This window comes from Gordonia sp. KTR9, assembly GCF_000143885.2.
Classification (GTDB): domain Bacteria; phylum Actinomycetota; class Actinomycetes; order Mycobacteriales; family Mycobacteriaceae; genus Gordonia.
The window spans coordinates 4,727,712-4,751,704 of the sequence record NC_018581.1 but is presented as its reverse complement, the minus strand read 5'-3'; the positions used below and the strand labels follow the sequence as shown (position 1 = coordinate 4,751,704).

Here is a 23,993-nt window from a genome sequence, read left to right as displayed (position 1 = left end):
CGGGTTACTCTGCGACGGTGAATTCCATTGTGCTCGGCCCGATCTGATCGTGGGTCAGGGCGCGCCCGGCATCTTCGACCGTCTCGAACGTCTTCACGTACGGTGTCATTCCGCACAATTCAAGGGGCCGCGTCACCGTGCGGCCGCCGACGACCACCACCGGAATGAAACGCCGACCGGCGTCGTCGATGAACGATCGGAGTAGAACCAGGCCGACGGTCCCGAAGAAGTTCAGGCCCGAGAAGTCGAGGACGATGCCGTCGACCGGGCCGGTGATCACCCGATCGAGCGCGGCAGCGAAGTTGGCGGCCGAATCGCGGTCGACGCTGCCCGAAAATCCTTGCACGCAATATGATTTGGGCGAGACCAGCTGGTGCTGATGTTGCTTCGGCGCGGGCTCCGTTGCGGGATCGAAAGCGGAGCGAAAAGTGGTTGAGGAAGTGAGACCCATGATGTTCTCGTTTCAATGAGTGCGTCGTATGGCCCGACCATCACCTCTGGATCGGTAGCCGTGCTGCTCCGACTGAATCAGTGAGGAGTAGCCCAAGTTCGCGCTCGTCCTCTAAGGGAGCTGACCACGATGTTCGGAAGCGAAAAGGCCCTGGGCGCCTGACGCTTAGAACGCAGCTGCTACCTGAACCGCATCTCTCTACCCTACGTGCCGGTGGGTCTGCATTCAAGGTTGTGCCAACCTTCGGCAGTTTCTGTGCGATGTCCTGGCGGCCGTGGTGCTTGACCAGCCCGCCACCGGTGCAGCTGGACGCAGCCCTCGGACCATGGTTGGCTGGACTCGGATATGCGTCGAAACCGGTGCGCACATCAATGTTCCTGTTCTGCATGTGGCACGGATGCTGCGCATCCGATTCTCGAGTGTCCTCGAAGTCTGGTGGTGAGAATGGCGTCGGGTGACCGGGGCGATCACGACGACTACAGCGATGTCCTACCGTCTCTCCGCGCGATGCGCGACGAGGTGGACGATGATCGCCGAACCCGGCTGCGGGAAGATGTCATCGCGAGGTGTCTGCCACTGGCAGACCATGTCGCCAGGCGCTTTTCCGAACGCGGCGAGCCCATCGACGATCTGCGTCAGGTGGCGCGGATCGGTCTCATGCACGCTGTCGACCGTTTCGACGTCGAGCGCGGCAACAACTTCCTCGCCTTCGCGGTGCCGACCGTCATGGGCGAGGTGAAGCGGTACTTCCGCGACAGCACCTGGTCCATCCGGGTGCCTCGCCGGGCGCAGGAGGCTTCTCTCAACATCGCCAAGGCGAGTGAGGAGTTGTTGCAGTCGCTCGGACGGTCTCCGCGCCCGAGTGAGATCGCCAAACACCTCGACCTACCGGTCAGTGAGGTGATCGAGGGGATGGTCGCGCGGTCGGCCTACACCGCCAGCTCGATCGATGCCGAAGCAGGCTCCTCGACCGATGGCTGGACTCTCGCGGACACTCTGGGTGACGAGGACGCGCGATTGGAACTCGTCGAGGAGTTCGTCACGCTACAGCCGGCACTCGAGCGGCTTACCGACCGTGAGCGCAAGATTCTCACCCTCCGATTCTTCAAGTCGATGTCGCAAAGCGAAATCGCTCGTGAGGTGGGGATCTCCCAGATGCATGTGTCGCGATTGCTGACGCGCATCATCGAGACCTTGCGCGCAGAGGTCGTCGTCGAGGGTCCGGACGGCGACGACGCGCAGGCCGATGTCGGGCGTGCCGCCACCAAGGTCCGCGGCACGCCTCCGGGCGTCACGGCTTGAGGATCACCTTGACCATGCCGTCCTTCTTCTGCTGGAAGGTCTCGTAGGCCTGCGGGGCCTCCTCGAGCGGTAGTTCGTGGGTGGCGAAGGTGTCGACGCCCAGCGGATCGTCGTCGGTGAGCAGCGGCATGATGTCGTCGACCCACCTCTTGACGTTCGCCTGACCCATGTGGAGCCGAATCTGCTTGTCGAACATGGTCAGCATCGGGAGCGGGTCGGCCGCGCCGCCGTAGACCCCGGAGAGCGAGATCGTCCCGCCGCGCTTGACGATGTCGATCGCGGAGTACAGCGCACCCAGCCGGTCGGTGCCCATCTCCGACATCGCCTTGCGGGCCACCGCATCCGGTAGCAGTCCGACCACGCTCTGGAGCGCCTTGTTGATCGGTGATCCGTGAGCCTCCATGCCGACGGCGTCGATGACGGAATCGGTGCCCAGGCCGCCGGTCAGGTCGCGGATGGCATCGCCGACGTTGTCGACCGCGTCGAAGTTCACCGTCTCGATGCCGCGGGCCTCGGCCCGTGCCAGCCGCTCGGGCACGCGATCGACGCCGATCACCCGCGCGCCCTGGTGGGCGGCGATACGGGCGGCCATGTCGCCGATGGGGCCGAGACCCAGCACGGTGACGGTTCCGCCCCGCGGGATCTCGGCGTAGGCCACGGCCTGCCAGGCCGTCGGCAGCACGTCCGACAGGTACACATAGCGCGAGTCGGGCTTCTCCAGCGGAACCTTGATGTGCGTGAACTGGGCCTGGGGCACGCGGAGATACTCGGCTTGCCCGCCGGGCACCGACCCGTAGAGCTGTGAGTACCCGAACAGTGCCGCGCCCGTCCCCTGGTCGGTGACGCGGGTCGTCTCGCACTGCGTCATGAGGCCGTCATGACAGAAAAGGCATGTGCCACAGGAGATCTGGAATGGAATCACCACCCGGTCGCCGACGCGGAGATCGCCGGTGTCCTTGCCGACCTCTTCGACGATCCCCATCGGCTCGTGTCCGAGGATGTCACCGGCCTGCATGAACGGGCCGAGCACTTCGTACAGGTGCAGGTCGGAACCGCAGATGTTGGTCGAGGTGATCTTGATGATGGCGTCGGTGGGCTCGATGATCTTCGGGTCGGGCACGGTGTCGACCGACACCTGTCGTTTGCCCTGCCAGGTCACTGCACGCATGCTCAGGCCTTTCCATCGTTGTGTCGACGACCGTCGTCCTGCATCTCTTCCAGGCGGTCGTCGCGTCCTCGCTCCCGCTTGCCGGCGTGTTCCACCGGGAAGTCGTGGAATCGCTCCTCGTACCGTTCGGCTTCCTCGGCGGTCGTCTCCGGCTGGATCGGGTCCTGATGGGCCCGATCGCCGTCCCTGGCCGCGCGACGTCGAAGCAGGACGCGGCTGCTGATGAGCAGGCCGATCGCCAACAGCCCGACCAGGACGGCGCCGATCGCCAGCCACACGGTCGCATCGCGGTCGCCTGCTCCGGCGGCGATCGCGAGGCCTGCGAGCACCAGCATGAGTCCGAGGCAGACGAAGCCGAGGAGGCCGATGGCCTTCAGTCCTCGTGACTTTCGTGCCGGGCGGCGGGCGATGGCCTCTCGTGAGGCGACTTCTCGTTCGGGTGTCAGATCTGGCATGGTGCACTCCCTGCGCTGTCTGGTGGTGGTTCGGTGGCCGGCGGCTGGGCAACCGACCTCGGTGCGCTCGGTGTACCGCCACAGGCCGGAGATGAAACGTCGACGTGCCGACACCTTCGTCGGAAATGGGACGTACCGAGACGTGCATCTCATCGAATCCGACCGCCGGCCGGAGCTCTGCTACCGTGTCGAGACGTGTTGGGGGCACTGACGGGCGCGGCCACTCCATTCGAGCCGCGGTTTGGAACACGGAATCACGGGGCACTCATGACCAGACCAGCCGAGATCGGCACCACCAATCAACGGGCGAAGAAGACTCATTTGATGACCGATTCCGATGCGACCTCCCAGCTATCGATCGCCGGCGGTACGCCGACGGTGCTTCGGGTGCCGGCCGCCACCGATCGTCTCGCACTCGTGCGCGCCCTGGTCGAGACCGCTCTCTACGTCGATGACTGGGCGCTCGACGACGTGATCGACGCGAAGGTGGCCGTGGACGAGATCTGCTCGCAGATCATCTCCGCCGCCGCCGACGGATCGTCGATCGAGCTCACGCTGTACCTGTCGTCGCAGGGCGTGATCGGCGAGATCCGTGGCGAACTCCTCGGGGACGTGACCCTCAAGCAGTCGACGTTCGGATGGCGGATCGTGCAGACCGTCACCGACACCCACACGATCACCTACGACGAACCGGGCCCGGACGCCGCGTCCCGAGGCGTCGTCATCGCGTTCTCGAAATTCCGCCGCTGACCGGTCGCCAGTCATCGCCGGCGGCGTCGTAGGCGGCCAGGCCGCGTTCGGCGAAGGCCCGCAACCATCCCTCCATGGGCCACGTGCCCCAGCGCCGGTGGAAGACCCGGGCGTTGCGGAGGATGTCCTCGAGATGCTCGACGGGCGGCTTCGAGACCGGGTGGTGCTGGTGATAAGCGTGCGCTCCGCCGACCCAGGCGATCCGGAATCCGTTGTTGCGCGCGCACATCGCGAAGTCCGTGTCTTCACCCCCGTAACCGCGGTAACCGGTGTGGAATCCGCCGAGGGCGAGCCAGTCGCAGGTCCGCACGGCGAACGACAACGACCAGAACAGCATCAGTTCCGACGACAGCTGGGTCTGTCCGCATCCCGGTGACGGGCGTGCCGGATGTGGATCGGTGAACCGGGGGAGTTCGCGGGCGTCGAAGGTCGGCTGGTCACACGGCAGATAGGTGACCGGACCGCAGTAGAGGAGAGTCAGGTCCGGCGTGGCCGCGCAGGACCGCAGGTAGCGTTCGAGCATGTCCGGGCCGGGTATGCAGTCGACGTCGAGGAACACCAGGATCGACGCTCCCGCCGCGATCGCGGCCGCCGCCCCCGCGTTGCGCGCGTCGGCGAGTTGCAGAGTGCTCGGGTCGTCGTTGCGGAAGTGGATGACACGCACCGGATGCCCCGCGACGACCGTGGCGATCACCGGATCGTCCATCGCCACGATGAGGTGTATGTCGGGCCGGTGGGTCGAATGGGCGAATGCATCGAGCTGGCGTCGCAGGTGGAGGTGTCGCCCCGACACGATCGTGATGACCGCGACCACCTCGGGGGAGCCGGTCATCGGTGCGCGACCGCTTCGATGGCCCGCGCGGCCCGCTCGGCGGCACCCTCGGTCTGCCAGCGCGACCACGCCGGCGCCGAGTCCCCGACGGTGTCGAGGATCGACCGCCAGCTCTCGGCGTCCGGCCACGACGACGTGACGAGTGCGAGTTCGGAGCGTGCGAGCGTGTAGCCGGTTGCCCGCTGTTCGGCGAACGGGCGGTCCTCGGGGATCACCACCGCTGGCCGGCCGGCTGCGGCGGCATCGGCGACGCTCCCCTGACCGGCGCCGATGACGGTGACCCGGGCGCTGCACAGGAACGGCCACGGGTCGTCGACCCAGGTTCCGAAGGCCGGACCGAGCCCGACGACGGTGCGGCCCGGAAGCTCGTCGGCGAGGGTGGTCGCCGGGTGCGGTCCACCGCGTTCCCCGCCGGCACCGGTCAGGACGAGGACGTCGGTGGCGAACGTGGGGTGCGAGACGGGGAGTCGCCCGTCGAAGCGGGAGATGCCGCCGGTGAAGACCGTCTTCGGCAGATGCTCTCGAAGCCAGTCCGGCTGGTAGAGCTCTGCGGGCCAGGGCGCGATGATCGCATCGGCAGCCCGGTAGGCGAGCTGATGCGGTAGGTCGTCACGAATGCCGGGCTGCGCCGTCACGATCACCGGTACGCCGAGCAGCCGGAGGAACAGGGTCACCTCCACCGACACGTCGACGACGACGGCCGCCGGGGTGCGTTCCGCGACGAACTCGGCCAGTTGCGCCATACGCGTCCGCAGACCGCCGTCGTGTCGTGGCGCCCAGTGCAACAGACCGCCCGCGTCGACGTCGCGCGGCTCCGGCTCGGCGTCGTCGCGCTCGAGGGTGATCACCTCGCTGAACGCCGGATCGGACAGCGGGGCGCTGGTCAGCGCGACGACATCGGTGCCGATGCGGCCGGCGATGGCGGTGGCACGCGAACAGTGGCCGCGTCCCTGATGATGTACGTAGTAGCCGATCACACCGGTACCTCCCGAGCGAGCGGCTCGGTGCCGGTGAGCGGACGTCCGGCGACCAGATCGGCGTAGATGTCGGTGTACCGGTTGATCATCGCGGTGTCGGAGCAATGATCCTCGGCGCGGCGTCGCACGAGATCCCGGTCGATGGTGAGCGCCTCCTGCGCGGCGAGGGCCATCGCGTCGACGTCGCCCGGCGGCACCAGGACGCCCGCGTCGTCGCCGACGATCTCCGGGATGCCGCCGCGGGCGAAGCACGCCACCGGGGTTCCGCAGGCGAGCGATTCCGCGACCACGAGGCCGTACGGCTCGTCCCAGACCGGGGTGACCAGCGTCGCGCCGCACGAACCGACCAGGCGGGCCAGGTCGTGCTGGTGGAGGTGACCCTCGTAGTGGACGAGCTCGCCGAGCGATGGCGCGATGTGCTGCTCGAAGTAACGCGCATCGCTGATCGGGCCGGCCAGCCGGAGCCGGCGACCGGCACGGTGCGCGGCCTCGATGGCGAGGTGAGCGCCCTTCTCCGGGACGAAGCGACCGAACCAGACCAGGTCGTCCCCACCTGGACCGGCAGGCCAGCGATCCAGCTGAACTCCGTTGTGCACCACCGGTATCTCGCCGAGCACATGCGACCACGACCGCGCTGTGTGCCTGCTGACCGCCACGCAGCGGGTGTCGGGCGCGAGGGCCAGTGCCGACTCGAGCCACGGCGTGGGCGGGGTGTGCAGCGTCGTGACCATCGGCGTCCGTACGGCCGGACCCATGGCAACCGGGAGATAGTGCAGGCTGTGGTTGTGGATCACGTCGTATTCACCCGGGTTGCGAGCGAACGAGAGCATCAGCGACAGATACGAGTGATGATCCTGCAGCGCTTCGAGCTGGGGCATCGACACGTCCGAGCGCGCGGCCGCGGAAGGTTCGAACAGCTCCGCGCGCAGGCGATCCGAGTCGACCGGCAGGTCGCTGCCCGCGCCCGCGAACAGCGTGACCTCGTGGCCGGCGAGTGTCAGGGCGCGCGTGAGATGCCAGACATGGGCCTCGAGTCCGCCGGCGAAGGGCTGTGCGATCGGATAGCGGCTCGACGCGACGATGGCGATCTTCAGGGTGTCACGCATCCATGATCCGGGTGTAGAGGGCGGCGTGGTCGTCGGCGAGAGACCGGCGCTGTGCGCGCCGCTCCGGCCACAGGGCGGCCGACGGCCGGGCCGTATAGGCCTGTGCCAGAGCCGAAACCAGCGAATCCGGATCGAAACGGTCCTCGGTGAACTCGTACGACAGGCAGTCCTGTTGCTGGTGGTAGTAGCCGCAACTCGGTGCGATGACGGTGGTGCCGAGATCGTGGCAGGCCTCGAGCCAGCCCGAGTGGGTGCCGAACCGGTACGGAAGTACCGATACCGACAGGCCACGCAGGTAGTCCCACAGCTCGTCGTCGGTGAAGTAGTCGTGGACCCGCACGCGCGCATACGGATGCCGGGACAGCGCCAGCGCGGTCGTGCCGAAGTCGGGGTTGTAGGCGTGTGTGCCCGGGACGAACACTTCCTCGTGCAGGTTGATCGCGACGGTCATGTCCGGGTAGTCGGCGGCCGCTTCGAGCAGGGTCATGATCACCGGCAACGGGTCCATGTTGGCGCGGATGCTCTTGGCATGGACGCCCACGACGAACTCGTCGGTGTGCGGTCTGCGCGCGGCGAACCGTCCCGGCGGGACGACATGGGGATGGGGGAGCACGGTCGCCTCGCGCTGCCAGCGGCGTGCGATCTCATCGGCCGCGCCGGGGGTCAGCGTGATGACCTCGTCGGCTGCGGGCACCAGGATGTCCAGGACCGCCTCGTGATGTCCCGGCTCGGGGTGGTGTGGATTGCGCAGATCGTGCAGCGTGTACACGAGCGGTTTGCCGTGTGTGCGCAGTTCGTCGACCACCGCGGTCATCACCGCCGGCTCGATGGCGTCGAACCCGAAATGGAGGTGGAAGACGTCGAACTCGTCGTGGTGCCGCGCGATCCAGGCGGGATCGAGCATCAGCGGAGGCCACCAGCCGCCCGGAACCGTCGCGCCGTCGGCGGGTTCCGGATCGGGCAGGCGCACCACCGAGACCGGCCCGGTCTCGAGGTTGCTGACCGTTCCGTTGAGCGGGGACAGGTGGCGGACGTACACATGGGACTGCGGGACCGACGCGACGCGCACACGTGCGACGCCGGTGCCCGTCCGCGCGCGCAGACCGGTCGACATCGCCGACCGGCCTCGTGTCGTGCTCGCCCCCGCCGTCTCGAGGGTTGCTGTTCCGCTGGGCTGCCCACTGCTCACTGCCACATCCGTTCACTCGGGTCGCAACGGCTGTCTACTCAACCGGGCCTACGCGATCGCGGCTTCGCGAGCCGCAGGGACAACCGCCGATCTCCGGCGAGTCGTCATGCGGGCTCTGATACCCCAGATCGCCTGCGACGAAACCGCCGCGGGGCGATGAACGAACGGTGTGGTGATCAGTGTGAGTTCGAGTGCGGAGAGCTCTGGTTGTCCGTCTGGTGGGCGTTGAGCAGCAGGTGGTCGAAGGACTGCCGGACCGGGTCCGGCAACACCACGTACTTGTGGACGCCGGTGACGATCGACCGAGCGAGCTCGTTCACCTTGACGTTCGCCGTCTGGGACCGCCACCGCATGACCTCGAATGCACGATCGGCGCTCACGCCGTAGGCCAGCGAGATCATGCCCTTGGCCTGTTCGATGACTCCCTGATGCTCCCGGAACCGTGCGACGTGCTCGTCGACGCGGTCCTTGACGGCCTTCTCCTCGATCGCCGTCAGGTCGAGGTAGAAGCCCTCCGCGCCGATGACCGTGCCGGACTCGTCGGTGAGTTGCTGCGAGACGACAGCGACGTGACGGACCTGACCCTCGGTGTCGACGATGCGATGCCGGCTCGAGAACGGAATCCGCCGGTCGAGCATGGTCGCGAGCAGTTCCTCGAACGACTGCCTGTCGTCCGGGTGCTTGTGCCCGGCGATCAACTCCGTCGTCGGAGTCACCTCACCGGGCCGATAGCCGTGCATCTCGGCGACCTCGTCGGACCACTCCCACTCCTGGGTGTCGAACAAGAACCGGAAGCTGCCGACGTGACTGATGCGGGACTCGCCGGCGGTGTGATCGTTGGCGTCTGTCACCCTCACCCCTACAAACCACAAATCAACAAGGAAGCCAGCGGTCTCGGGCGAAAAATGAGCTTACCTGGCCGTCGCGCCGGGCGGGAATCGACCTGGTCGTGTCACCGATGCCGGACTCGCGGAGATCGTTTCGGGCCGGTGTCACCCGGGTATCTGCGAAAGCTCGGGCCGGCGGCATCGAGGCGCCGACCGCAACGGGCACCGATCCCGGTTACGACGAGGAGGACGAGAATGAGCACCGAGAACGCGGGTGACAGCGCGACGGCGGCAACCGAGGGCATCAACCCCGATCTGACGTCGACGGCCGGTTTCGAAGACCTCGACGAGGACCGACTCGGGCAGGACCCGCTCGAGGAGGGCATGGATCCGCCGGAGGACTGGTCGGCCAGTGACCGGACCGGCACGACGGCGCGGGAGCAGCGCGAGGGGGAATCCCTCGACGAGAAGCTCGACCAGGAGATTCCGGACGAGCACCCCTGACGCTCACCGACCCGGGGCAAGTGGCGATGTTTCCGCGCGCGTCGGCGCGGGCAATCGTCGGACATGAGTGACGAGAACCCCGAGCACGTGGCGAAGACGATCCCGTACCCCGGTGAGACCGATGAGATGGGTGACCGACCGCGGGACGAGATGCGCGAGTACCGCGGTCGCGATCTGCTGGCGGGCAAGACCGCGCTCATCACGGGTGGTGACTCGGGTATCGGACGGGCGGTCGCGGTCGCCTTCGCGAAGGAGGGCGCCGACGTCGCCATCGCCTATCTGGAAGAGGACAACGACGCCCGGTACACCGTCGAACTCATCGAGGCGCAGGGACGGCAGGCCCGTGCCTACCGCGGCGACCTCGCCGATCCGGCACATTGTGCCGACGTCGTGAAGCGGACCGTCGACGAGCTCGGGGCGTTGGACATCCTGGTGAACAACGTCGCCTATCAGGAGATCGTCGACGACTTCATGGAGTTGACGCCGGAGCAGTGGCGGCGGACGTTCGACGTCAATATCGATAGCTTCTTCCACACCACCCGCGCGGCGGTCCCGCATCTGACCGGCGGCGGCGCCATCATCAACACGTCGTCGATCAACGGCTTGCGCGGCAACGACAGCCTCATCGACTATTCGGCGACCAAGGGGGCTGTTCTCGCGCTGACCTATTCGCTGGCGCAGGCACTGATGAAGCGGAAGATCCGGGTGAACTGCGTGGCCCCGGGTCCGGTGTGGACACCGCTCATCCCGGCCACGATGCCCGCCGACGCGGTCAAGGACTTCGGCACGCAGGCGCCGATGGGACGCGCCGCCCAACCCGACGAGATCGCGCCGTCGTATGTGTTCTTCGCGGCCGAACAGCTGTCGTCGTACTACACCGGCGAGGTGTTGGCCCCGATCGGCGGTGAGACGCTCCCGGGGTGATCCCCGAGGTCAGGGCACCGGAAGCGGTGCCAGGCTGTTCCCGCGTGGCAGCGAACCGCAGTTGCTGTGCGTCGGAGTGCCCGCGAACCTCTCCGTGAGGTACTGCAGGGCGAGGGGCTCGAACGGCAGGAACGCCTCCTGATGCGTCAGGCCGTTGAGCTGTCGATAGGTGATGTCGACGCCGCGCGAGCAGTATTCGTCCGCCAGGCCGATGACATCGCCGGTGATCATGAGGGTGTCGCCGATCGCGTTGTAATGACCGACCGCGAGGAGCATCTTCGTCGACGGAGTGCCCGAACGGCCCATGATGTTGTCGTTGATCGCCCGCACCACCTGCGGAACGTCGAGCAAACCGGTGTACGGCGGCTTGACCATGTCCGCGCTCGTGAGGCCCGCATACTTCGACGCGAACTCGGAGATGCACTCGTCGCTGACGTCCTGGGCGACCTGCCGGCCCCGCGCCGACAGGAAGGTCGAGGTGTCGAGACGGTACGTGCGCTGATAGGCGACCACCAGCGCGGGGATGACGCCCGCCCACTTCGCGCTGCCGTTGATGTAGGGCAGGTTGTGCGCGAGGTCGACGGGGAGACCGCCCGCGGCGGCACCCACGATGTTGAGTTCGGGGGCGTACCGCGGCGCGACCTCGGCTCCGAACTGCGTGGGGATCGACCCGCCGGAGTAACCGACCAGGCCGACCGGGGTCGATCGCGGCAGCCGCAGGAACGATTGGGCGGCGCGGACGCCGTCGAGAGCGGCGTATCCCGACTGCCGGCCGATGGTCCACTGCAGCTTCTCGCCCTCGTAGTCGGGGACCACGACGGTGTAGCCGGCAGCGAGATAGCCTGCGATGACGCCCTGTTCGGCGGTCGCGGTGCCGTTGGTGTACCCGCCGCTGAGGGTGTACGACGGGTCGCACTGGGACCCGAGCGCGTCGTACGCCATGTGGTAGGAGACCAGGCGGGTGGGACCCGGGGTCAGCGGCCGGAGCACGGTCGCCACCGTCACCACGCTCGCGCCGAACTGGTCGGTGGTGCGGTAGAGCACCTGCGAGCCGGTGATCGGTGTGGACATCGTGGGTGTCCGGAACTGCATGGGACGGCTGCGGAGCACCGCGCCGGGTGCCACCCCGGCCAGCGAGGCGTCGTAGGAGTAGAACGGATCGGCCGACGGCAACGGTGAACCCGGGCCGGGTGCCGCCTGCGCGGGAGGCGCGCTCGCGAGCACTCCGGCGATCACGCCGACGACAAGACCGATGACACCCACGCGCAGCCAACTCGTGCGCAGCCCGAACGACATGGCTCATCTAAACATCGAACGGGCCGGCGTGGGGCGACTTGACCTCTGGGCCGCGGACCGGGTCCCGTCTACCCGGCGACGCTCACGAGGCGATCTTGGCCAATGCGGGCTCGAGGGCGTCGACAGCCCACGGAACCGAGTAGACCGTCGGCGTCCCGAATGCCGAGGCGGTGTCGTTGGTCAGGAACACCGTCGCGCCGGATCGGACCGCGGGCAACGAGTCCCATCCCGGGATGGTTTCGAAGACCTCGGGTCCGCCGACCAGTGGCCAGAAGATCAGCAGATCAGAGCCGAGCAGATCCACTCGTTCACTCGATACGACGACGCGCTGACCGTTGTCCGACAGGCCGGTGACGGCGGGGTCCAGCCGGAGGCCGACCTCCGCGAGCAGCTTGGCGGAGGGATCGTTGTCGGAGGTGACCACACCGAACTGCCGCTCCGGGGTCAGCTGACCGAAGGTTGCCGTCTTGTCCTGTGCCGCAGGGTATTTCTTCTTGATCGCGTCGATCTTCTCCTCGACCTCCGTCTGCGCCTGCGACGCCTGGTCCTCCTTGTCGAAGATCTTGCCCGCGGTGCTCAACACCTGCTGCCAGGTGTCGTTGACCGTCTCGGTGCTCATCACCGGGATGGTCGGCGCCACCTTCGCCAGGACGTCGTACGCCGCTCGATCGGGCAGGTATCCCGCGAGGATCAGATCCGGCTCGAATTTCGCGACCTCGGCGACGCCCGGCGAGGCGCCGACATCGACCGGGATGACGGTGGACTCGTGCGGCGGGGTCCATGCGAACCGGTTGTCCGGACCCGAATATCCGGCGGAGACGAACTCGGCGGTGATCGGGACGTCGAGCTTGATCAACGAGTCGGTCCAGGCGGTCGCACCGGTGAGGGTGACCACCCGCTTCGGGACACCGTCGATCACTGTCGATCCGTACTGGTGGTCGACGGTGGTCGTCGCCGTGGCCTCCGCGGAGTCCGTGCCGGAGTTCCCGTCGTCCCCGGACGAACATCCCAGGGCGAACACGAGTACGGCGATGAGCATGAACGGGACGGCGAGATACCGCTTCGGTTGCATGATGGTTAGGTTAGGGTAACCAACCATTTCGGATCAACCGTGGGCATCTGCCGTGGGTTGGGCAGACGCCGCCGAGATCGCGACTGCGGTACAGGGTTTCCTGAATACAGGAAAATCTGTACTGTCATGTCCCATGGAATCGGCGGCGGTGGCTCAGCGTGACGCATTGACGAGGTTCGGGTACGCGTTGTCGGACTCCACGCGTACCCAGGTGCTGCTCCGGCTGCGCTCGGGTGGGGCCTTCCCGTCCGAGCTCGCGGACACCATCGGGGTCTCGCGTCAGGTGTTGTCCAATCACCTGGCGTGCTTGCGCGGATGTGGCCTCGTCGTCGCGGTGCCGGAGGGTCGTCGAACCCGATACGAGCTGGCGGACAGCAAGATCGGGCATGCATTGGATGATCTCCTCGGGTTGGTCCTGGCGGTCGATCCGGCATGCTGTCCCGCATCAGGCGAGGAAGGGTGCTGCTAATGGCCGCCGAACCGGGCTCCCTGTCGGTGCGGCGGCCCGGCCCGGGCGCCGCGCGACGGACGTTGTTGCAGCGCCGTATTCGCTGGTTCGTCGCGGCGACCATCGCCTACAACGTGATCGAGGCCGTGATCGCGATCAGCGAGGGGATGCGTGTGTCCTCGGGTGCCCTGATCGGGTTCGGTCTGGACTCCGTCATCGAGGTGTCCTCCGCGGCTGCGGTTGCGTGGCAGTTCGCCGGTTCCGACCCGGAGCGGCGGGAGAAGGTGGCGCTGCGGATCATCGCGATCTCGTTCTTCGCCCTGGCGGCATACGTCGGCGTCGACTCGGTCCGTTCGCTGGTCGGTCTCGGCGACGAGGCGCGGCACTCGTCGATCGGCATCGCGCTGGCCGCGGTGAGTCTGCTCGTCATGCCGCTGCTGTCGTGGGCCGAACGTCGAACCGGCCGCGAGCTCGGCTCGCTGAGCGCTGTCGCCGACTCCAAGCAGACGCTGCTCTGCACCTATCTGTCGGCGGTGCTGCTGGTCGGGTTGGCCCTCAACGGATTGCTCGGCTGGTCGTGGGCAGATCCGGTTGCTGCCCTGGTCATCTCGGTGATAGCGGTCCGGGAGGGGATCAACGCGTGGCGCGGCGACGCGTGCTGCGTCCCCGCGATCGGTGTCGACGGCGGCCGTCCGGCGGCCTGCGACTGCTGTTCCGCTGAGAGTTCCGGTCGGGTCACCGAACCCGGTGCCCGCGCGTCTGGCTGCTGACGCCGCGGTCGCAGGGGGGCCGGGACGCCACGGTCGGACGGGGCCAAACATGGGATGTTAGGTTGTTTCGGTGTCCGGACAGATCACCCCACCGCGCAGGACCAGCGAGCTCGTCGTGCAACGGATGCAGGAGCTGATCACCGACGGCACCTGGCCGCTCGGCGAGCGGATTCCTGCCGAGCCCGAACTCGTGGCGCAGTTCGGCGTGGGCCGGAACACGATTCGGGAGGCCGCCCGGGCGCTCGAACACGCCGGCATGCTGGAGCCGCGGCGCGGCGACGGAACCTATGTGCGTGGTCGGAGCCCGCTCGCCGGTGCCATCGCCCGACGCTCTGCGCCGTCGGAGCTCCGGGATCTGCTCGAAGTGCGTCGCGCGCTCGAGAGCGAGGCGGCGGCCGGTGCGGCCGGTCGGGCTGACGCCGCCGACGTGGAACGGCTGCGCATGCTGCTGGCGCGTACCGAGGCTGCGCTGGCCGACGGCGACCTCGATCGATACACCGAGGCGGACATCGCCTTTCACGCCGAGATCGTCGTCGCCTCGCGCAACGCGCTGCTCATCGAGATGTATGACGGAATCGCCGAGGTGATCGCCCGAACACACCCGTCGGTGGTGCGAGGTCCGCTGGCCGAACAGACGCACCCGCGTGGCCATCGCGACGTCGTCGACGCCATCGAGCGCGGCGACGCCGGTGCGGCCCGCGCGGCCGTGTACGCCTACGTCGACTTCACCGAGGTGCCCGAGTGAGCGGACAGGCCCTGTCCGCCCACGAGAAGACCGGCGTCGGGGTGATCGTCACCGCGGTCGGGGTGATGCTCGTCGCCGCCAATCTGCGGCCGGCCGTCGTGGCCGTCGGGCCCCTCATCGGCACGATCTCCGATGATGCCGGATTCAGCAGTGCGGTCGCCGGTCTGCTCACCGCTCTGCCGGTGCTCTTCTTCGGGATCTCCGCGCCGGTCGCGCCGCGCCTCGCCAACCGCTTCGGCATCGAGCGGGTCATCTTCGGCGCCTTGCTCGTGCTGATCGTCGGCATCCTCGTGCGCCTGATCCCGTCCGCGGCGGCCCTCTTCGCCGGCTCGGCCGTCATCGGAGCAGCCATCGGGACCTGCAACGTCGTGCTGCCGGCGTTGATCAAGCGAGACTTCGCCCATCGCTCCGGGCTGATGACGGGCCTCTACTCGATGACGCTGTCCGGCGGGGCCGCGGTGGCGTCGGGGGTGAGTGTTCCCATCAACGACGAGCTGGGCGGGAACTGGCGCCTCGCTCTCGCGACGTGGGCGCTCCTCGCCCTGGTCGCCGTGGTCGTCTGGATTCCACAGCTGCCGATGGTTCATCGGGTGACCTCGGCCGGGCAGGCGACGTCGTTGCTGAAGAACCCGATCGCGTGGGCGATCACGGTGTTCATGGGAACGCAGTCGTTGATCTTCTACACGTTCGTGGCCTGGTTGCCGCAGTACCTCGTCGAGACCGGGATGTCGCCGCTGCGGGCGGGCGCCGTGCTGGCGTCGGCGCAGGTGGTCGCCCTGATCATGTCGCTGCTCGCGCCGATCGTCGCCGGTCGCTTCGCCGATCAGCGTGCCGTGACCCTGTCGGTGATCACCGTCTGCGCCGTCGGTTTCGTGGGTCTGCTGAGCACCGACGTGTGGCCGGGGTTCTGGGCGGCCTGCGTGATGGTCGGGCCGGGCTCGTCGATCAGCCTGGCCCTCCTCTTCATGGTGTTGCGCAGCTCGGGGTCCGAGCAGACGGGCCAGGTGTCCGGGATGGCGCAGTCCGTCGGCTATCTGGCGGCGGCGGCCGGTCCGATCGTCATCGGCGCGATCCATGACGTCACCGGCTCGTGGACCCTGGCGATGGCGGTCCTCGGCCTCGTCCTGGTGCCGCAGGCCCTGTCCGTCCTCGGCGCCGCCAAGGACGTCAAGATGACCGGGTGAGCGCCCGGCCGTCGTCGGAGGAGATGGGAAACAGCGCATTCCCGGTACCGGTCAGCACTGACCGCTAATCTGTGGCGCATGCATTGCGTGGTCGTGGGCGGGGGACTCGCCGGTCTTGCGTCGGCGGTGTGGCTCGCCGAAGCAGGTCAACGCGTCACCGTCCTCGAACGACGCGGTTCTCTCGGTGGTCGCACCATCTCGATGCCGCTGCACGTCGTCGACGATGTCCCCGACAACGGCCAGCATGTGTTCGCCAGCGGGTACGAGCACCTCATGCGTTACCTGGACAGCGTCGGCACTCGCGAGCATGTCGCCTTTCCAGGACACATGACCGTCCGGATGCCCGGCGGAGCGACCCGCAGGTCGGGCTTTGCGGGCCTGTCCGGGCTCCGGGCGGCGCTCGGCGATCTGCCGGGAGTGACCGGTCTCGACCGGTTGCGGACCGTGCGTGCCCAGATCACGCTGATACGCCAGGCTTTTCGGCAGCCCGACTGGCTCGACGACGTCACCGCCGACGAGTGGTTCCGCCGTATCGGGATGCCGCAGTCGGCACGGGATGCGCTGTGGGACGGCATCGTCATCGGCCTGACCGGTGACAAAGCCGGACATCTCCTCGGCCAAGGTCCCGGCGGATCTGCTGGTGACGGGGGCCCGGCGGGCGCGGGAGACGCGGACGCCGATCTCCATCGGTTACCCCACCGTCGACCTCGACACCTTGTTCATCCACGGTGCCGAGAAGCGCTTCGCCGATGCCGGTGTGGAGGTCCGCCACCGCGCGGTGGTGTCGTCGATAGACGTGACCGACGGGACCGTGACCGGTGTGACCCTCGCCGGCGGCGAGAAGGTCGCCGCCGACGCCGTCATCTGCGCGGTGCCGGTGTGGAATGTGAAGGGACTCCTCGATCAGGTCCCGGGACACGACCGGATCTACCGCGCCGTCGAGAACCTGACCCCGGTGCCCATCGTGAGTGTGAACCTCTATCTCGACCGCTCGATCGGGATGGCCGACTGGGGCGAGATCCTGTACGGCGGTGAGGGTGTGCTGGAACAGGTGTGGGACCGCCAGCGCATGCACGGGCGCGAACCGCGCGACAATCACTTCTATTCGACGACGGTGTCGGCGTCGTATGACCTGATCTCGAAGACGAACGCCGAGATCACCGAGATCCAGATGGACATGTTGCGTCGGTACTTTCCTCAGGCGGCCGACGCCGAGGTCGTCCACAGCCACGTGGTCCGGATGCCGAAATCGACTTTCGCACAACGACCCGGAACCGCGGGCCTGCGCCCAGACCAGCGCACCGAGGTCGGCGGACTCGCGCTCGCCGGAGACTGGACCCGTACCGACTGGACCACGACGATGGAGGGTGCGTGCCAGAGTGCTGCCCGGGCCGTCGAGGTGATCCTGGAGTACGCCCGGCGCGGCTGAGTCGACGACGGTGTCCGCCCCGCATACCAGCATGGTTGCGGGGCATCGTTGTTGCTGGCAGGGTGCAGATATACGGACGAACCCGGCACGCGTGAAGACCGATCGCGCCGCCGACGCCGTACGAGATCGCGACGCGTGGTCGTCCGACGATCGCACAACACAATCACCTTGCCTGCCGCCGAGGCACATCCTGCTTCGAGAGCGGCCTGCCGGATGAGGGAAAGGATCGAACAGATCGTGGGAACTCACACAGCAACACGAACTCCAGAGGCCGGGCATTCCGCGAACACGAGTGTCGACGTCTACCGCACCCGGCTCGCCCGGCGGAGTCAGATCGAGCCGCGCCCGCACAACACGGTGTGGGGCAGCATGGGCAACCCCGGGCCCCTGTCGGCGCCCGAGCTCCGACGCTACGCCGACCGCGGATACCACACGGAGACAAACATTCTCGCCGACGCCGACATCGCTGCCTGTCTCCACGAGGTGGAGTCGATCACCGAGCGACTGGGCGACGACGAGCGGGTGATCCGCGAATCGTCCAACGGTGACGTCCGATCGCTCTTCGCGGTGCATCGGCTCAGCGACGTCATCGCCGAGATCTGTTCGCGAGAAGCCATTGTCGGGGTTGCCCGGCAGATCCTCGACGACGACGTGACGATCCATCAGAGCCGGATCAACTTGAAGCCGGGTTTCGCCGGCGGACCGTTCTACTGGCACTCGGACTTCGAGACATGGCACGCCGAGGACGGCATGCCCGCGCCGCGCGCACTGAGCGTATCGCTGGCACTGACCCCGAACTACTCGACCAACGGTCCACTGATGATCATTCCCGGTTCCCACCGCCGGTTCGTCAGTTGTGTGGGCTCGACACCCGGTGACTACCATCGTGAATCGCTCACCTCGTACCGGCCGCCCGTCGGGACGCCGGAGGAAGAGGACGTCGCGAGCCTCGCCGACGAGCTCGGCATCGACACGATCACCGGACCGGCCGGGTCCGCGCTCTACTTCGACTCCAATTGCCTGCACGCGTCCGGCGGGAACATCACGCCCTACCCGCGCAGCAACCTGTTCGTGGTCTTCAACGCGAAGTCGAACGCGCTGCAGGAACCGTACGGTGGGACGCCACCACGGCCTGACCATCTGGCGCACAGGTGATATGGCGTGCCTCTGAGGAGCGAACTCACCAAACCCTTCGTGGCTCGTCGCTAGCGCTCCTCGCACCTCAGGGAGCAGAAGGGCCGTGTATTGCTCTGTTTCCCTGAGGAGCGAGCTTGCGGGTATTGCTCTGTTCCCTGAGGAGCGAGCTTGCGGGTATGCTCTGTTCCCTGAGGAGCGGAGGGGCCGGGTGTTGCTCTGTTTCCCTGAGGAGCGAGCTTGCGGGTGTTGCTCTGCTCCCTGAGGAGCGAGCTTGCGAGCGTCTCGAAGGGTCAGAACCCGGTCGACGAACCCAGGTCGGGGGCCGGCCCGGCGAAGAGGTGCTCACCGTCGAACCTCGCGGGCAACCCCGCTGCCAGGTAGGTTCCGATCCCAGGCTGGTCCAGCTCGGCGAACAGCGGATTACGGTGCAGAGCACCTGATTCGACGACCTCGCCGAAGGTGCGGTACCGCTCCCAGAGGACGGACGAGTTGGCCAGCTCGGCCTCGACCTCGGCGGTGGTGTGCCGCGCGAACCACGCGGCGAACAGCGGTGTGAGCACACCGCGGTGGAGGAACCGGTCGTCTTCTCTGCCGAAGTCCGCGTCGAGTGCCCGTTCGACGGCCGCGACGGCGTCACCGGTGCCGGTCATCTCGACGAGGCCGCGGAAGTGACGGGGTGTGAGGGCGACGAGCATGAACCGGCCACCGTCGGCGGCCACGAAATCGGTGCCGTACGTGCCGTAGACGTCGTTCCCGGTGCCCGGTCGGCTGCCGCCACCCAGCTGGGGCTCGGTGAGGTATCCGAGCGTCCCGGCGATGGCGAGGGCGGTGTCCTCGAGTGGCAGGGTGATCTGTGCCCCGGCACCGGTCTGGTCCCGGCGCCGGACGGCGGCCGTGATAGCCAGTGCGGCATAGAGACCGCACGCGATGTCCCATGCCGGCAACGCGTGGTTGACGACGCCGGCGTAATCGGTGGGTCCGGTGATCGCCGGGAATCCCAGCCCCGCGTTGACCGTGTAGTCGACGCCCGGCGTGCCGTCGGTGCGGCCGAGCAGTTCCAGGGTGATGACGTCGGAGCGTCGGGCGGACAGCGTCTCGTGGCTCATCCACGACCGCCCGCCCGCATTGGTGACGAGGATTCCGCCGCCCGGTCCGCTGTCGGTGACTAGGTCCTGGATGGTTCTCTGGCCCTGGGGATCACGGAAGTCGACGGTGACGGACTTCTTGCCGCGATTGAGCCCGGTCCAATAGATCGAGGTGCCCTCGCCGGTAACCGGCCACCGATTGACGTCGGCGGCGCCGCCGACCGGGTCGACGCGGATCACCTCGGCACCGAGCTGGGAGAGGGTCAGGCCACACAGCGGTGAGGCGACGAAGCTCGACACCTCCACGATGCGGAGGCCTTCGAGCGGGCGGGTGGTGGGGCTCATGTGAAGTGACTCCTCGGGGAGAAACGGCTGTGCGCGCCAGGGTGTCAGGCCATCAGGACGCGGTAACGCCAGTCGAGGACGTCGCGGTCCTCGTCGTCACCGTGCGCGACGACCTTGGAGTGCAGGTGGAGGATGCCGCCACCGGCGGCGAGCGGAGTGGCTTCTGCGACAGTGATCTCGGAGCTGAGGGTGTCGCCTTCGTGGACCGGACCGGTGTGGTCGCACGAGTCCCAGCCCAGAACGGTCACCAGATTCGGAAGCGCCCGATTGGCCTGGGAGAGAGCGAGTCCGATGGTGTGCCCGCCGTAGACCAGACGACCACCGGCGGCTGCACCGGCCACCCGCTCATCGTGGTGTGTGGCCGCGATGTTCAGTGAGAGCCGGGCGAGTTCGGGTGCGCTGGAAACCACGTCGGCACTGGAGGTGAAGACTCGGCCCGCCAGCTCAGGTGAAAAGTGCTCTCCGCGCACGGACGTCCGGTAGGTCTCGAGGTCCCACTCGGGGATGGACGGTGTCGCGTCGGTCCCCGGTCCGATGGTGCTCAGGTCGTCTGCGTGCACCGTCCGCTCGGGGTCGGCATCGGGGGACAACGGCAGCATCGCGCAGCGGTGGAAGTCGAGAACGGTGGCGCCGTGCTGATCGGTCGTCACCATGTGCAACGCGGCCAGACCGGTGGGTGGACGGCCGGGTCTGGGTGTGTTCTCCCGCAATCCGACCACCTCGGTGACGGTCGTCAGCGTGTCGCCGATCCGAGGGTGGCTCAGGAACCGCAGGCCGCGGTAGAAGAGGTTTGCCTTGACATGATGTGTGGCCAAGGTGGATTGACCGATCGCGATGTCGGTGACCAGTCCGGGATGTGCGAGAGTGCCGCCGCCGATCACCCGTGTGGACAACTGCGCGTCGAGTGCGAGGCGTAGACGATCGCCGAGGATCATCTGATGTGACGCGGCGAGGCCGTCGGTCAGCGTGAGCGACGGGGCGTCGTCGAAAATCTGGCCGTGTGCGAGGTCGTCGAAGTGTGGGCCGCCCACGGCGATCGGTTCAGACATCGCTTCCGCCCTTCGCCAGAACGCGTCGCGCGGCGACGGCGAGCGCCTCGTCGAGCATCCGGCCGTCGAGCTCGGCAGCGCCCGCTCCCGCGGCGGCCGCCTTCTCGAGCGCGTCGAGCACGCGTCGCGCGTCCTCGATGGCCGCGTCGTCGGGTGTGAAGATCTCGATGGCACTGGCGAGCTGGGCCGGGTGGATCACCCAGGTGCCGTCGAAGCCGAGGTCGCGGACCCAGCGTTTGGCATCTCGGAAGGCCTCGTCGTCGGCGATGGTCAGGTGCGGTCCGTCGATGACGTCCACGCCGGCCGCGCGCGCGGCGAGTAGCACCGAATCCTGGACGACGTGCCAGGTGTGCATCGCCAGGCCGGGGGCGCGTCCGAGTGCGGCGCCGAGGTCGGCGTATCCGATCAGGACGGCGTCGAGCCGGTTCGTCGCCGCGCAGATCGCACCCGCGTCACGGATGCCGCGAGGTGACTCGAGCAGCGCTTGCAGACGGACCGGCGCTCGGCCGAGCTGTTCGTCGGCGGACCGGAGATCGGCGGGCGAGTCGGCCTTCGGCAGTACCACCGACGTAAGGTTCGGCATCTGGGCGCACGCGGCGAGGTCGGCGGCAGCCCATTGTGTGTCGATGGCGTTGATGCGCAACGAGATCGCACGATCGGCGCCGAACTCGGCGACCAGGTCGGCGGCCGCCGCGCGAGCCGAGTTCTTGTTCTCCGGAGTCACCGCGTCTTCGAGGTCGAGGACCACCTCGTCGGCGATCGAGGCCAGCGCCTTGCGGGCCTTGCGGTCGTCGGAGGCCGGTGCCACCAGAACGGCTCGTCGTCTCTGCACTGTTGCTCCAGGGGGTCGGATTCAAATGTGCGGCCAAATCATGCCCTCACGGTTCTATCAGACTTCAGTGGCCGTTGTGAACCTTGACAGCGATCCGCGGTGGCCACAAAATGGCCGTACAAATCTAGTCCCCACGCAGATCGCAGGTGAACCCCCTCATGAGCACACTCTCCGCCGAAGAGTCCTTCCTCGTCGAGACCGTCCGGTCGTTCGTCGACCGTGAGGTCAAGCCGTCCGTGCAGGAGGTGGAGCACGCCAACGAGTACCCGGAGAAGTGGATCGAGCAGATGAAACAGATCGGAATCTACGGGCTCGCCGTGCCCGAGGAGTTCGGCGGCTCGCCGGTGTCGATGCCGTGCTACGCACGGGTCACTCAGGAACTCGCGCGGGGATGGATGAGTCTGGCGGGCGCGATGGGGGGGCACACCGTCGTCGCGAAACTGCTGACGTTGTTCGGTACCGAGGAGCAGAAGCGGACCTATCTGCCCCGGATGGCCACCGGTGAGATGCGGGCGACCATGGCGCTCACGGAGCCGGGCGGTGGCTCGGATCTGCAGGCGATGTCGACGGTCGCCAAAGAAGACGGTGACGAGCTGGTCATCAGCGGCTCCAAGACGTGGATCAGCAATGCCCGACGTTCGGGGCTCATCGCGCTGATGTGCAAGACCGATCCCTCGGCGACCCCGCGACACAAGGGCATCTCGATCGTGCTGGTGGAACACGGCCCGGGACTGACCGTCTCGCGCGACCTGCCCAAGCTGGGCTACAAGGGTGTCGAGAGCTGCGAGCTGTCCTTCGACGGGTACCGCGCACCGAAATCGGCGATCCTCGGTGACGTCCCCGGCAAGGGCTTCGGTCAGATGATGAAAGGCCTCGAAACGGGTCGAATCCAGGTGGCATGTCGCGCACTGGGTGTCGCGACGGCGGCGCTGGAGGACTCACTGGCCTACGCGCAGCAGCGCGAGTCCTTCGGGCAACCGATCTGGAAGCATCAGTCGATCGGCAACTATCTCGCCGACATGGCAACCAAACTCACCGCTGCTCGTCAGTTGACGTGGCACGCCGCCGAACAGTTCGACAGGGGTGAGCGCTGTGACATGGAAGCCGGCATGGCGAAGCTCTATGCCTCGGAGGTGGCGATGGAGATCGCCCTGAACGCCGTCCGTATCCACGGGGGTTACGGTTACTCGACGGAGTTCGACGTCGAGCGGTACTTCCGCGACGCGCCGCTGATGATCGTCGGTGAAGGCACCAACGAGATCCAGCGCAATGTGATCGCGGCGCAACTGGTCTCGCGCGGGGGTATCTGACGCGGACGACGCCGTGTGAGTCGATCGGAGCGGAGGCGGTGGGATGAGTGGGTGACGCGGGCCAGTCCGAGCCGGCGTACAAGACGCTGGCAAACGAACTGCGATCGCAGATCGTCGCGGGCAAGTACGCCGGCGGCGTGCGGCTGCCGACCGAAGTCGAACTGTCCCAGGAGTACGCGCTCAGCCGGCAGACCGTCCGTCGGGCCTTCCTGGAACTGGTGACCGAGGGGGCGGTGTACCGCGTACCCGGTCGCGGGACGTTCGCGACCGAGAACGCGGGCCAGTACCTGCGCCAACTGGGTTCGATCGAGGACCTGATGAACCTGTCCACCGACACCGAGATGCAGGTGCTCGAATCGCCCGCGCGTCGTGTCGATCTCGAGGCCGCGGGCCGGTTGCGGCTGGACACCGACGTGGTGTACCGCATCGTCTTCCAGCGCTTTCACGACGGTGTCCCGTTCGTCGTGACGACGGTGTCGTGGCCGGAGCCGGTGGCACGTCTGGTGATCGACGCACCCGAGGTCGAGCAGGGCGCGATCAGCGACCACACGATGATCGGTCTGCTCGAACCGCACCTCGCCGATCCGATCGAGGAATGCGCGCAATCGATCACGGCCACGACGGCCGACGCCACGACCGCGGACCGGCTCGGCTGTCCGGTGGGACACACCGTCTTGCGGGTCGACCGGTTGTACACCGATTCCCGCGGGCGGGCAGTCGAACTCGCGGTCAGCCACTTCCTGCCCGAGCACTACACCTACCGGGTGACGCTGCGGCGCAGTGGGATCTGAGAGCTCGCTTCGCTC

Annotated in this window: 24 protein-coding genes and 1 pseudogene; 12 read left to right on the top strand and 13 right to left on the bottom strand. The window is 67.4% G+C overall.

The genetic code is table 11. The features are described 5' to 3' along the window. Positions 1-4: 4 nt before the first annotated feature. Positions 5-451, bottom strand: a complete 447-nt coding sequence (locus KTR9_RS21940) for an STAS domain-containing protein (protein WP_044507272.1) — start codon at positions 449-451, stop codon at positions 5-7. A gap of 444 nt (positions 452-895) precedes the next feature. On the opposite strand from KTR9_RS21940, the gene KTR9_RS21935 reads away from it, so the two are divergent. Next, positions 896-1,753, top strand: coding sequence for a SigB/SigF/SigG family RNA polymerase sigma factor (locus tag KTR9_RS21935; RefSeq protein ID WP_014928179.1), 858 nt, complete (start codon positions 896-898; stop codon positions 1,751-1,753). Here KTR9_RS21935 and KTR9_RS21930 read toward each other — a convergent pair. Next, positions 1,743-2,921, bottom strand: coding sequence for a zinc-dependent alcohol dehydrogenase (locus tag KTR9_RS21930; RefSeq protein ID WP_014928178.1), 1,179 nt, complete (start codon positions 2,919-2,921; stop codon positions 1,743-1,745). The two genes, KTR9_RS21935 and KTR9_RS21930, sit on opposite strands and share 11 nt — an antisense overlap. 2 nt (positions 2,922-2,923) lie before the next feature. Continuing rightward, on the bottom strand, positions 2,924-3,376 hold the full coding sequence (locus KTR9_RS21925) for a hypothetical protein (RefSeq protein WP_014928177.1): 453 nt from the start codon (positions 3,374-3,376) through the stop codon (positions 2,924-2,926). Between the two features lie 324 nt (positions 3,377-3,700). Between KTR9_RS21925 and KTR9_RS21915 the strand changes: the two genes are divergently transcribed. Next, complete coding sequence (locus KTR9_RS21915) at positions 3,701-4,126, top strand: anti-sigma factor (protein WP_014928176.1); 426 nt, start codon at positions 3,701-3,703, stop codon at positions 4,124-4,126. Here KTR9_RS21915 and KTR9_RS21910 read toward each other — a convergent pair. The 5 genes from KTR9_RS21910 to KTR9_RS21890 all read right to left on the bottom strand — a co-directional run bounded on the left by KTR9_RS21910 (position 4,098) and on the right by KTR9_RS21890 (position 9,081). Further along, positions 4,098-4,958, bottom strand: coding sequence for a glycosyltransferase family 2 protein (locus tag KTR9_RS21910; protein WP_014928175.1), 861 nt, complete (start codon positions 4,956-4,958; stop codon positions 4,098-4,100). The genes KTR9_RS21915 and KTR9_RS21910 overlap by 29 nt on opposite strands. Further along, entirely contained in the window at positions 4,955-5,935 is a 981-nt protein-coding gene (locus tag KTR9_RS21905) for a hypothetical protein (RefSeq protein WP_014928174.1), read from the bottom strand. Before KTR9_RS21905 ends, KTR9_RS21910 begins: the two co-directional genes overlap by 4 nt. Beyond that, complete coding sequence (locus KTR9_RS21900) at positions 5,932-7,041, bottom strand: glycosyltransferase family 4 protein (RefSeq protein ID WP_014928173.1); 1,110 nt, start codon at positions 7,039-7,041, stop codon at positions 5,932-5,934. Before KTR9_RS21900 ends, KTR9_RS21905 begins: the two co-directional genes overlap by 4 nt. Further along, complete coding sequence (locus tag KTR9_RS21895) at positions 7,034-8,155, bottom strand: glycosyltransferase (RefSeq protein ID WP_014928172.1); 1,122 nt, start codon at positions 8,153-8,155, stop codon at positions 7,034-7,036. The genes KTR9_RS21900 and KTR9_RS21895 overlap by 8 nt, the downstream gene beginning before the upstream one ends. Positions 8,156-8,406: 251 nt before the next feature. Then, positions 8,407-9,081, bottom strand: coding sequence for a PAS and ANTAR domain-containing protein (locus KTR9_RS21890; RefSeq protein ID WP_014928171.1), 675 nt, complete (start codon positions 9,079-9,081; stop codon positions 8,407-8,409). Positions 9,082-9,312: 231 nt separating this feature from the next. Between KTR9_RS21890 and KTR9_RS21885 the strand changes: the two genes are divergently transcribed. Continuing rightward, positions 9,313-9,561 (top strand): hypothetical protein, encoded by a 249-nt coding sequence (locus tag KTR9_RS21885; protein ID WP_014928170.1) that lies wholly within the window; start codon positions 9,313-9,315, stop codon positions 9,559-9,561. Between the two features lie 63 nt (positions 9,562-9,624). Beyond that, positions 9,625-10,485 carry a glucose 1-dehydrogenase gene (locus KTR9_RS21880; RefSeq protein ID WP_014928169.1) on the top strand — a complete coding sequence of 287 codons (861 nt, stop codon included), beginning with the start codon at positions 9,625-9,627 and terminating at the stop codon, positions 10,483-10,485. A gap of 9 nt (positions 10,486-10,494) precedes the next feature. Here the strand turns inward: KTR9_RS21880 and KTR9_RS21875 are convergent, their stop codons facing one another. Next, on the bottom strand, positions 10,495-11,781 hold the full coding sequence (locus KTR9_RS21875; RefSeq protein ID WP_014928168.1) for a lipase family protein: 1,287 nt from the start codon (positions 11,779-11,781) through the stop codon (positions 10,495-10,497). An 82-nt stretch (positions 11,782-11,863) separates the two neighbouring features. After that, positions 11,864-12,853 (bottom strand): ABC transporter substrate-binding protein, encoded by a 990-nt coding sequence (locus KTR9_RS21870; RefSeq protein ID WP_014928167.1) that lies wholly within the window; start codon positions 12,851-12,853, stop codon positions 11,864-11,866. A gap of 133 nt (positions 12,854-12,986) precedes the next feature. Here KTR9_RS21870 and KTR9_RS21865 point away from each other — a divergent pair, with 133 nt between their 5' ends. From KTR9_RS21865 to thpD, 6 genes and pseudogenes are all read left to right on the top strand, one after another. Next, positions 12,987-13,322, top strand: a complete 336-nt coding sequence (locus KTR9_RS21865) for an ArsR/SmtB family transcription factor (RefSeq protein WP_014928166.1) — start codon at positions 12,987-12,989, stop codon at positions 13,320-13,322. Further along, entirely contained in the window at positions 13,322-14,071 is a 750-nt protein-coding gene (locus KTR9_RS21860) for a cation transporter (protein WP_014928165.1), read from the top strand. Before KTR9_RS21865 ends, KTR9_RS21860 begins: the two co-directional genes overlap by 1 nt. A 70-nt stretch (positions 14,072-14,141) precedes the next feature. Beyond that, the gene (locus KTR9_RS21855) at positions 14,142-14,816 is read left to right on the top strand and encodes a FadR/GntR family transcriptional regulator (protein WP_014928164.1); all 675 of its coding nucleotides are present in this window, start codon (positions 14,142-14,144) and stop codon (positions 14,814-14,816) included. Beyond that, positions 14,813-16,000, top strand: coding sequence for a CynX/NimT family MFS transporter (locus KTR9_RS21850; RefSeq protein WP_044507268.1), 1,188 nt, complete (start codon positions 14,813-14,815; stop codon positions 15,998-16,000). Before KTR9_RS21855 ends, KTR9_RS21850 begins: the two co-directional genes overlap by 4 nt. A gap of 78 nt (positions 16,001-16,078) precedes the next feature. Beyond that, positions 16,079-17,429 (top strand): annotated as a pseudogene (gene hpnE / locus KTR9_RS21845) (hydroxysqualene dehydroxylase HpnE). Between the two features lie 237 nt (positions 17,430-17,666). Continuing rightward, positions 17,667-18,584, top strand: coding sequence for an ectoine hydroxylase (gene thpD, locus KTR9_RS21840; protein WP_014928162.1), 918 nt, complete (start codon positions 17,667-17,669; stop codon positions 18,582-18,584). Between the two features lie 272 nt (positions 18,585-18,856). Here the strand turns inward: thpD and KTR9_RS21835 are convergent, their stop codons facing one another. The 3 genes from KTR9_RS21835 to KTR9_RS21825 are packed head-to-tail and all read right to left on the bottom strand — an operon-like array spanning position 18,857 to position 21,853. Then, complete coding sequence (locus tag KTR9_RS21835) at positions 18,857-19,996, bottom strand: CoA transferase (protein WP_014928161.1); 1,140 nt, start codon at positions 19,994-19,996, stop codon at positions 18,857-18,859. 44 nt (positions 19,997-20,040) lie between these two features. Beyond that, positions 20,041-21,045, bottom strand: coding sequence for a MaoC family dehydratase (locus KTR9_RS21830; RefSeq protein ID WP_014928160.1), 1,005 nt, complete (start codon positions 21,043-21,045; stop codon positions 20,041-20,043). Beyond that, positions 21,038-21,853: an HpcH/HpaI aldolase/citrate lyase family protein gene (locus tag KTR9_RS21825; protein ID WP_014928159.1), complete on the bottom strand. Its 816-nt coding sequence runs from the start codon at positions 21,851-21,853 to the stop codon at positions 21,038-21,040. Before KTR9_RS21825 ends, KTR9_RS21830 begins: the two co-directional genes overlap by 8 nt. A gap of 182 nt (positions 21,854-22,035) precedes the next feature. Here KTR9_RS21825 and KTR9_RS21820 point away from each other — a divergent pair, with 182 nt between their 5' ends. Together KTR9_RS21820 and KTR9_RS21815 are read left to right on the top strand one after the other, a co-directional pair. Then, positions 22,036-23,187 carry an acyl-CoA dehydrogenase family protein gene (locus KTR9_RS21820; protein ID WP_014928158.1) on the top strand — a complete coding sequence of 384 codons (1,152 nt, stop codon included), beginning with the start codon at positions 22,036-22,038 and terminating at the stop codon, positions 23,185-23,187. Positions 23,188-23,234: 47 nt separating this feature from the next. Beyond that, positions 23,235-23,978, top strand: coding sequence for a GntR family transcriptional regulator (locus tag KTR9_RS21815; protein WP_014928157.1), 744 nt, complete (start codon positions 23,235-23,237; stop codon positions 23,976-23,978). Positions 23,979-23,993: the final 15 nt, after the last annotated feature.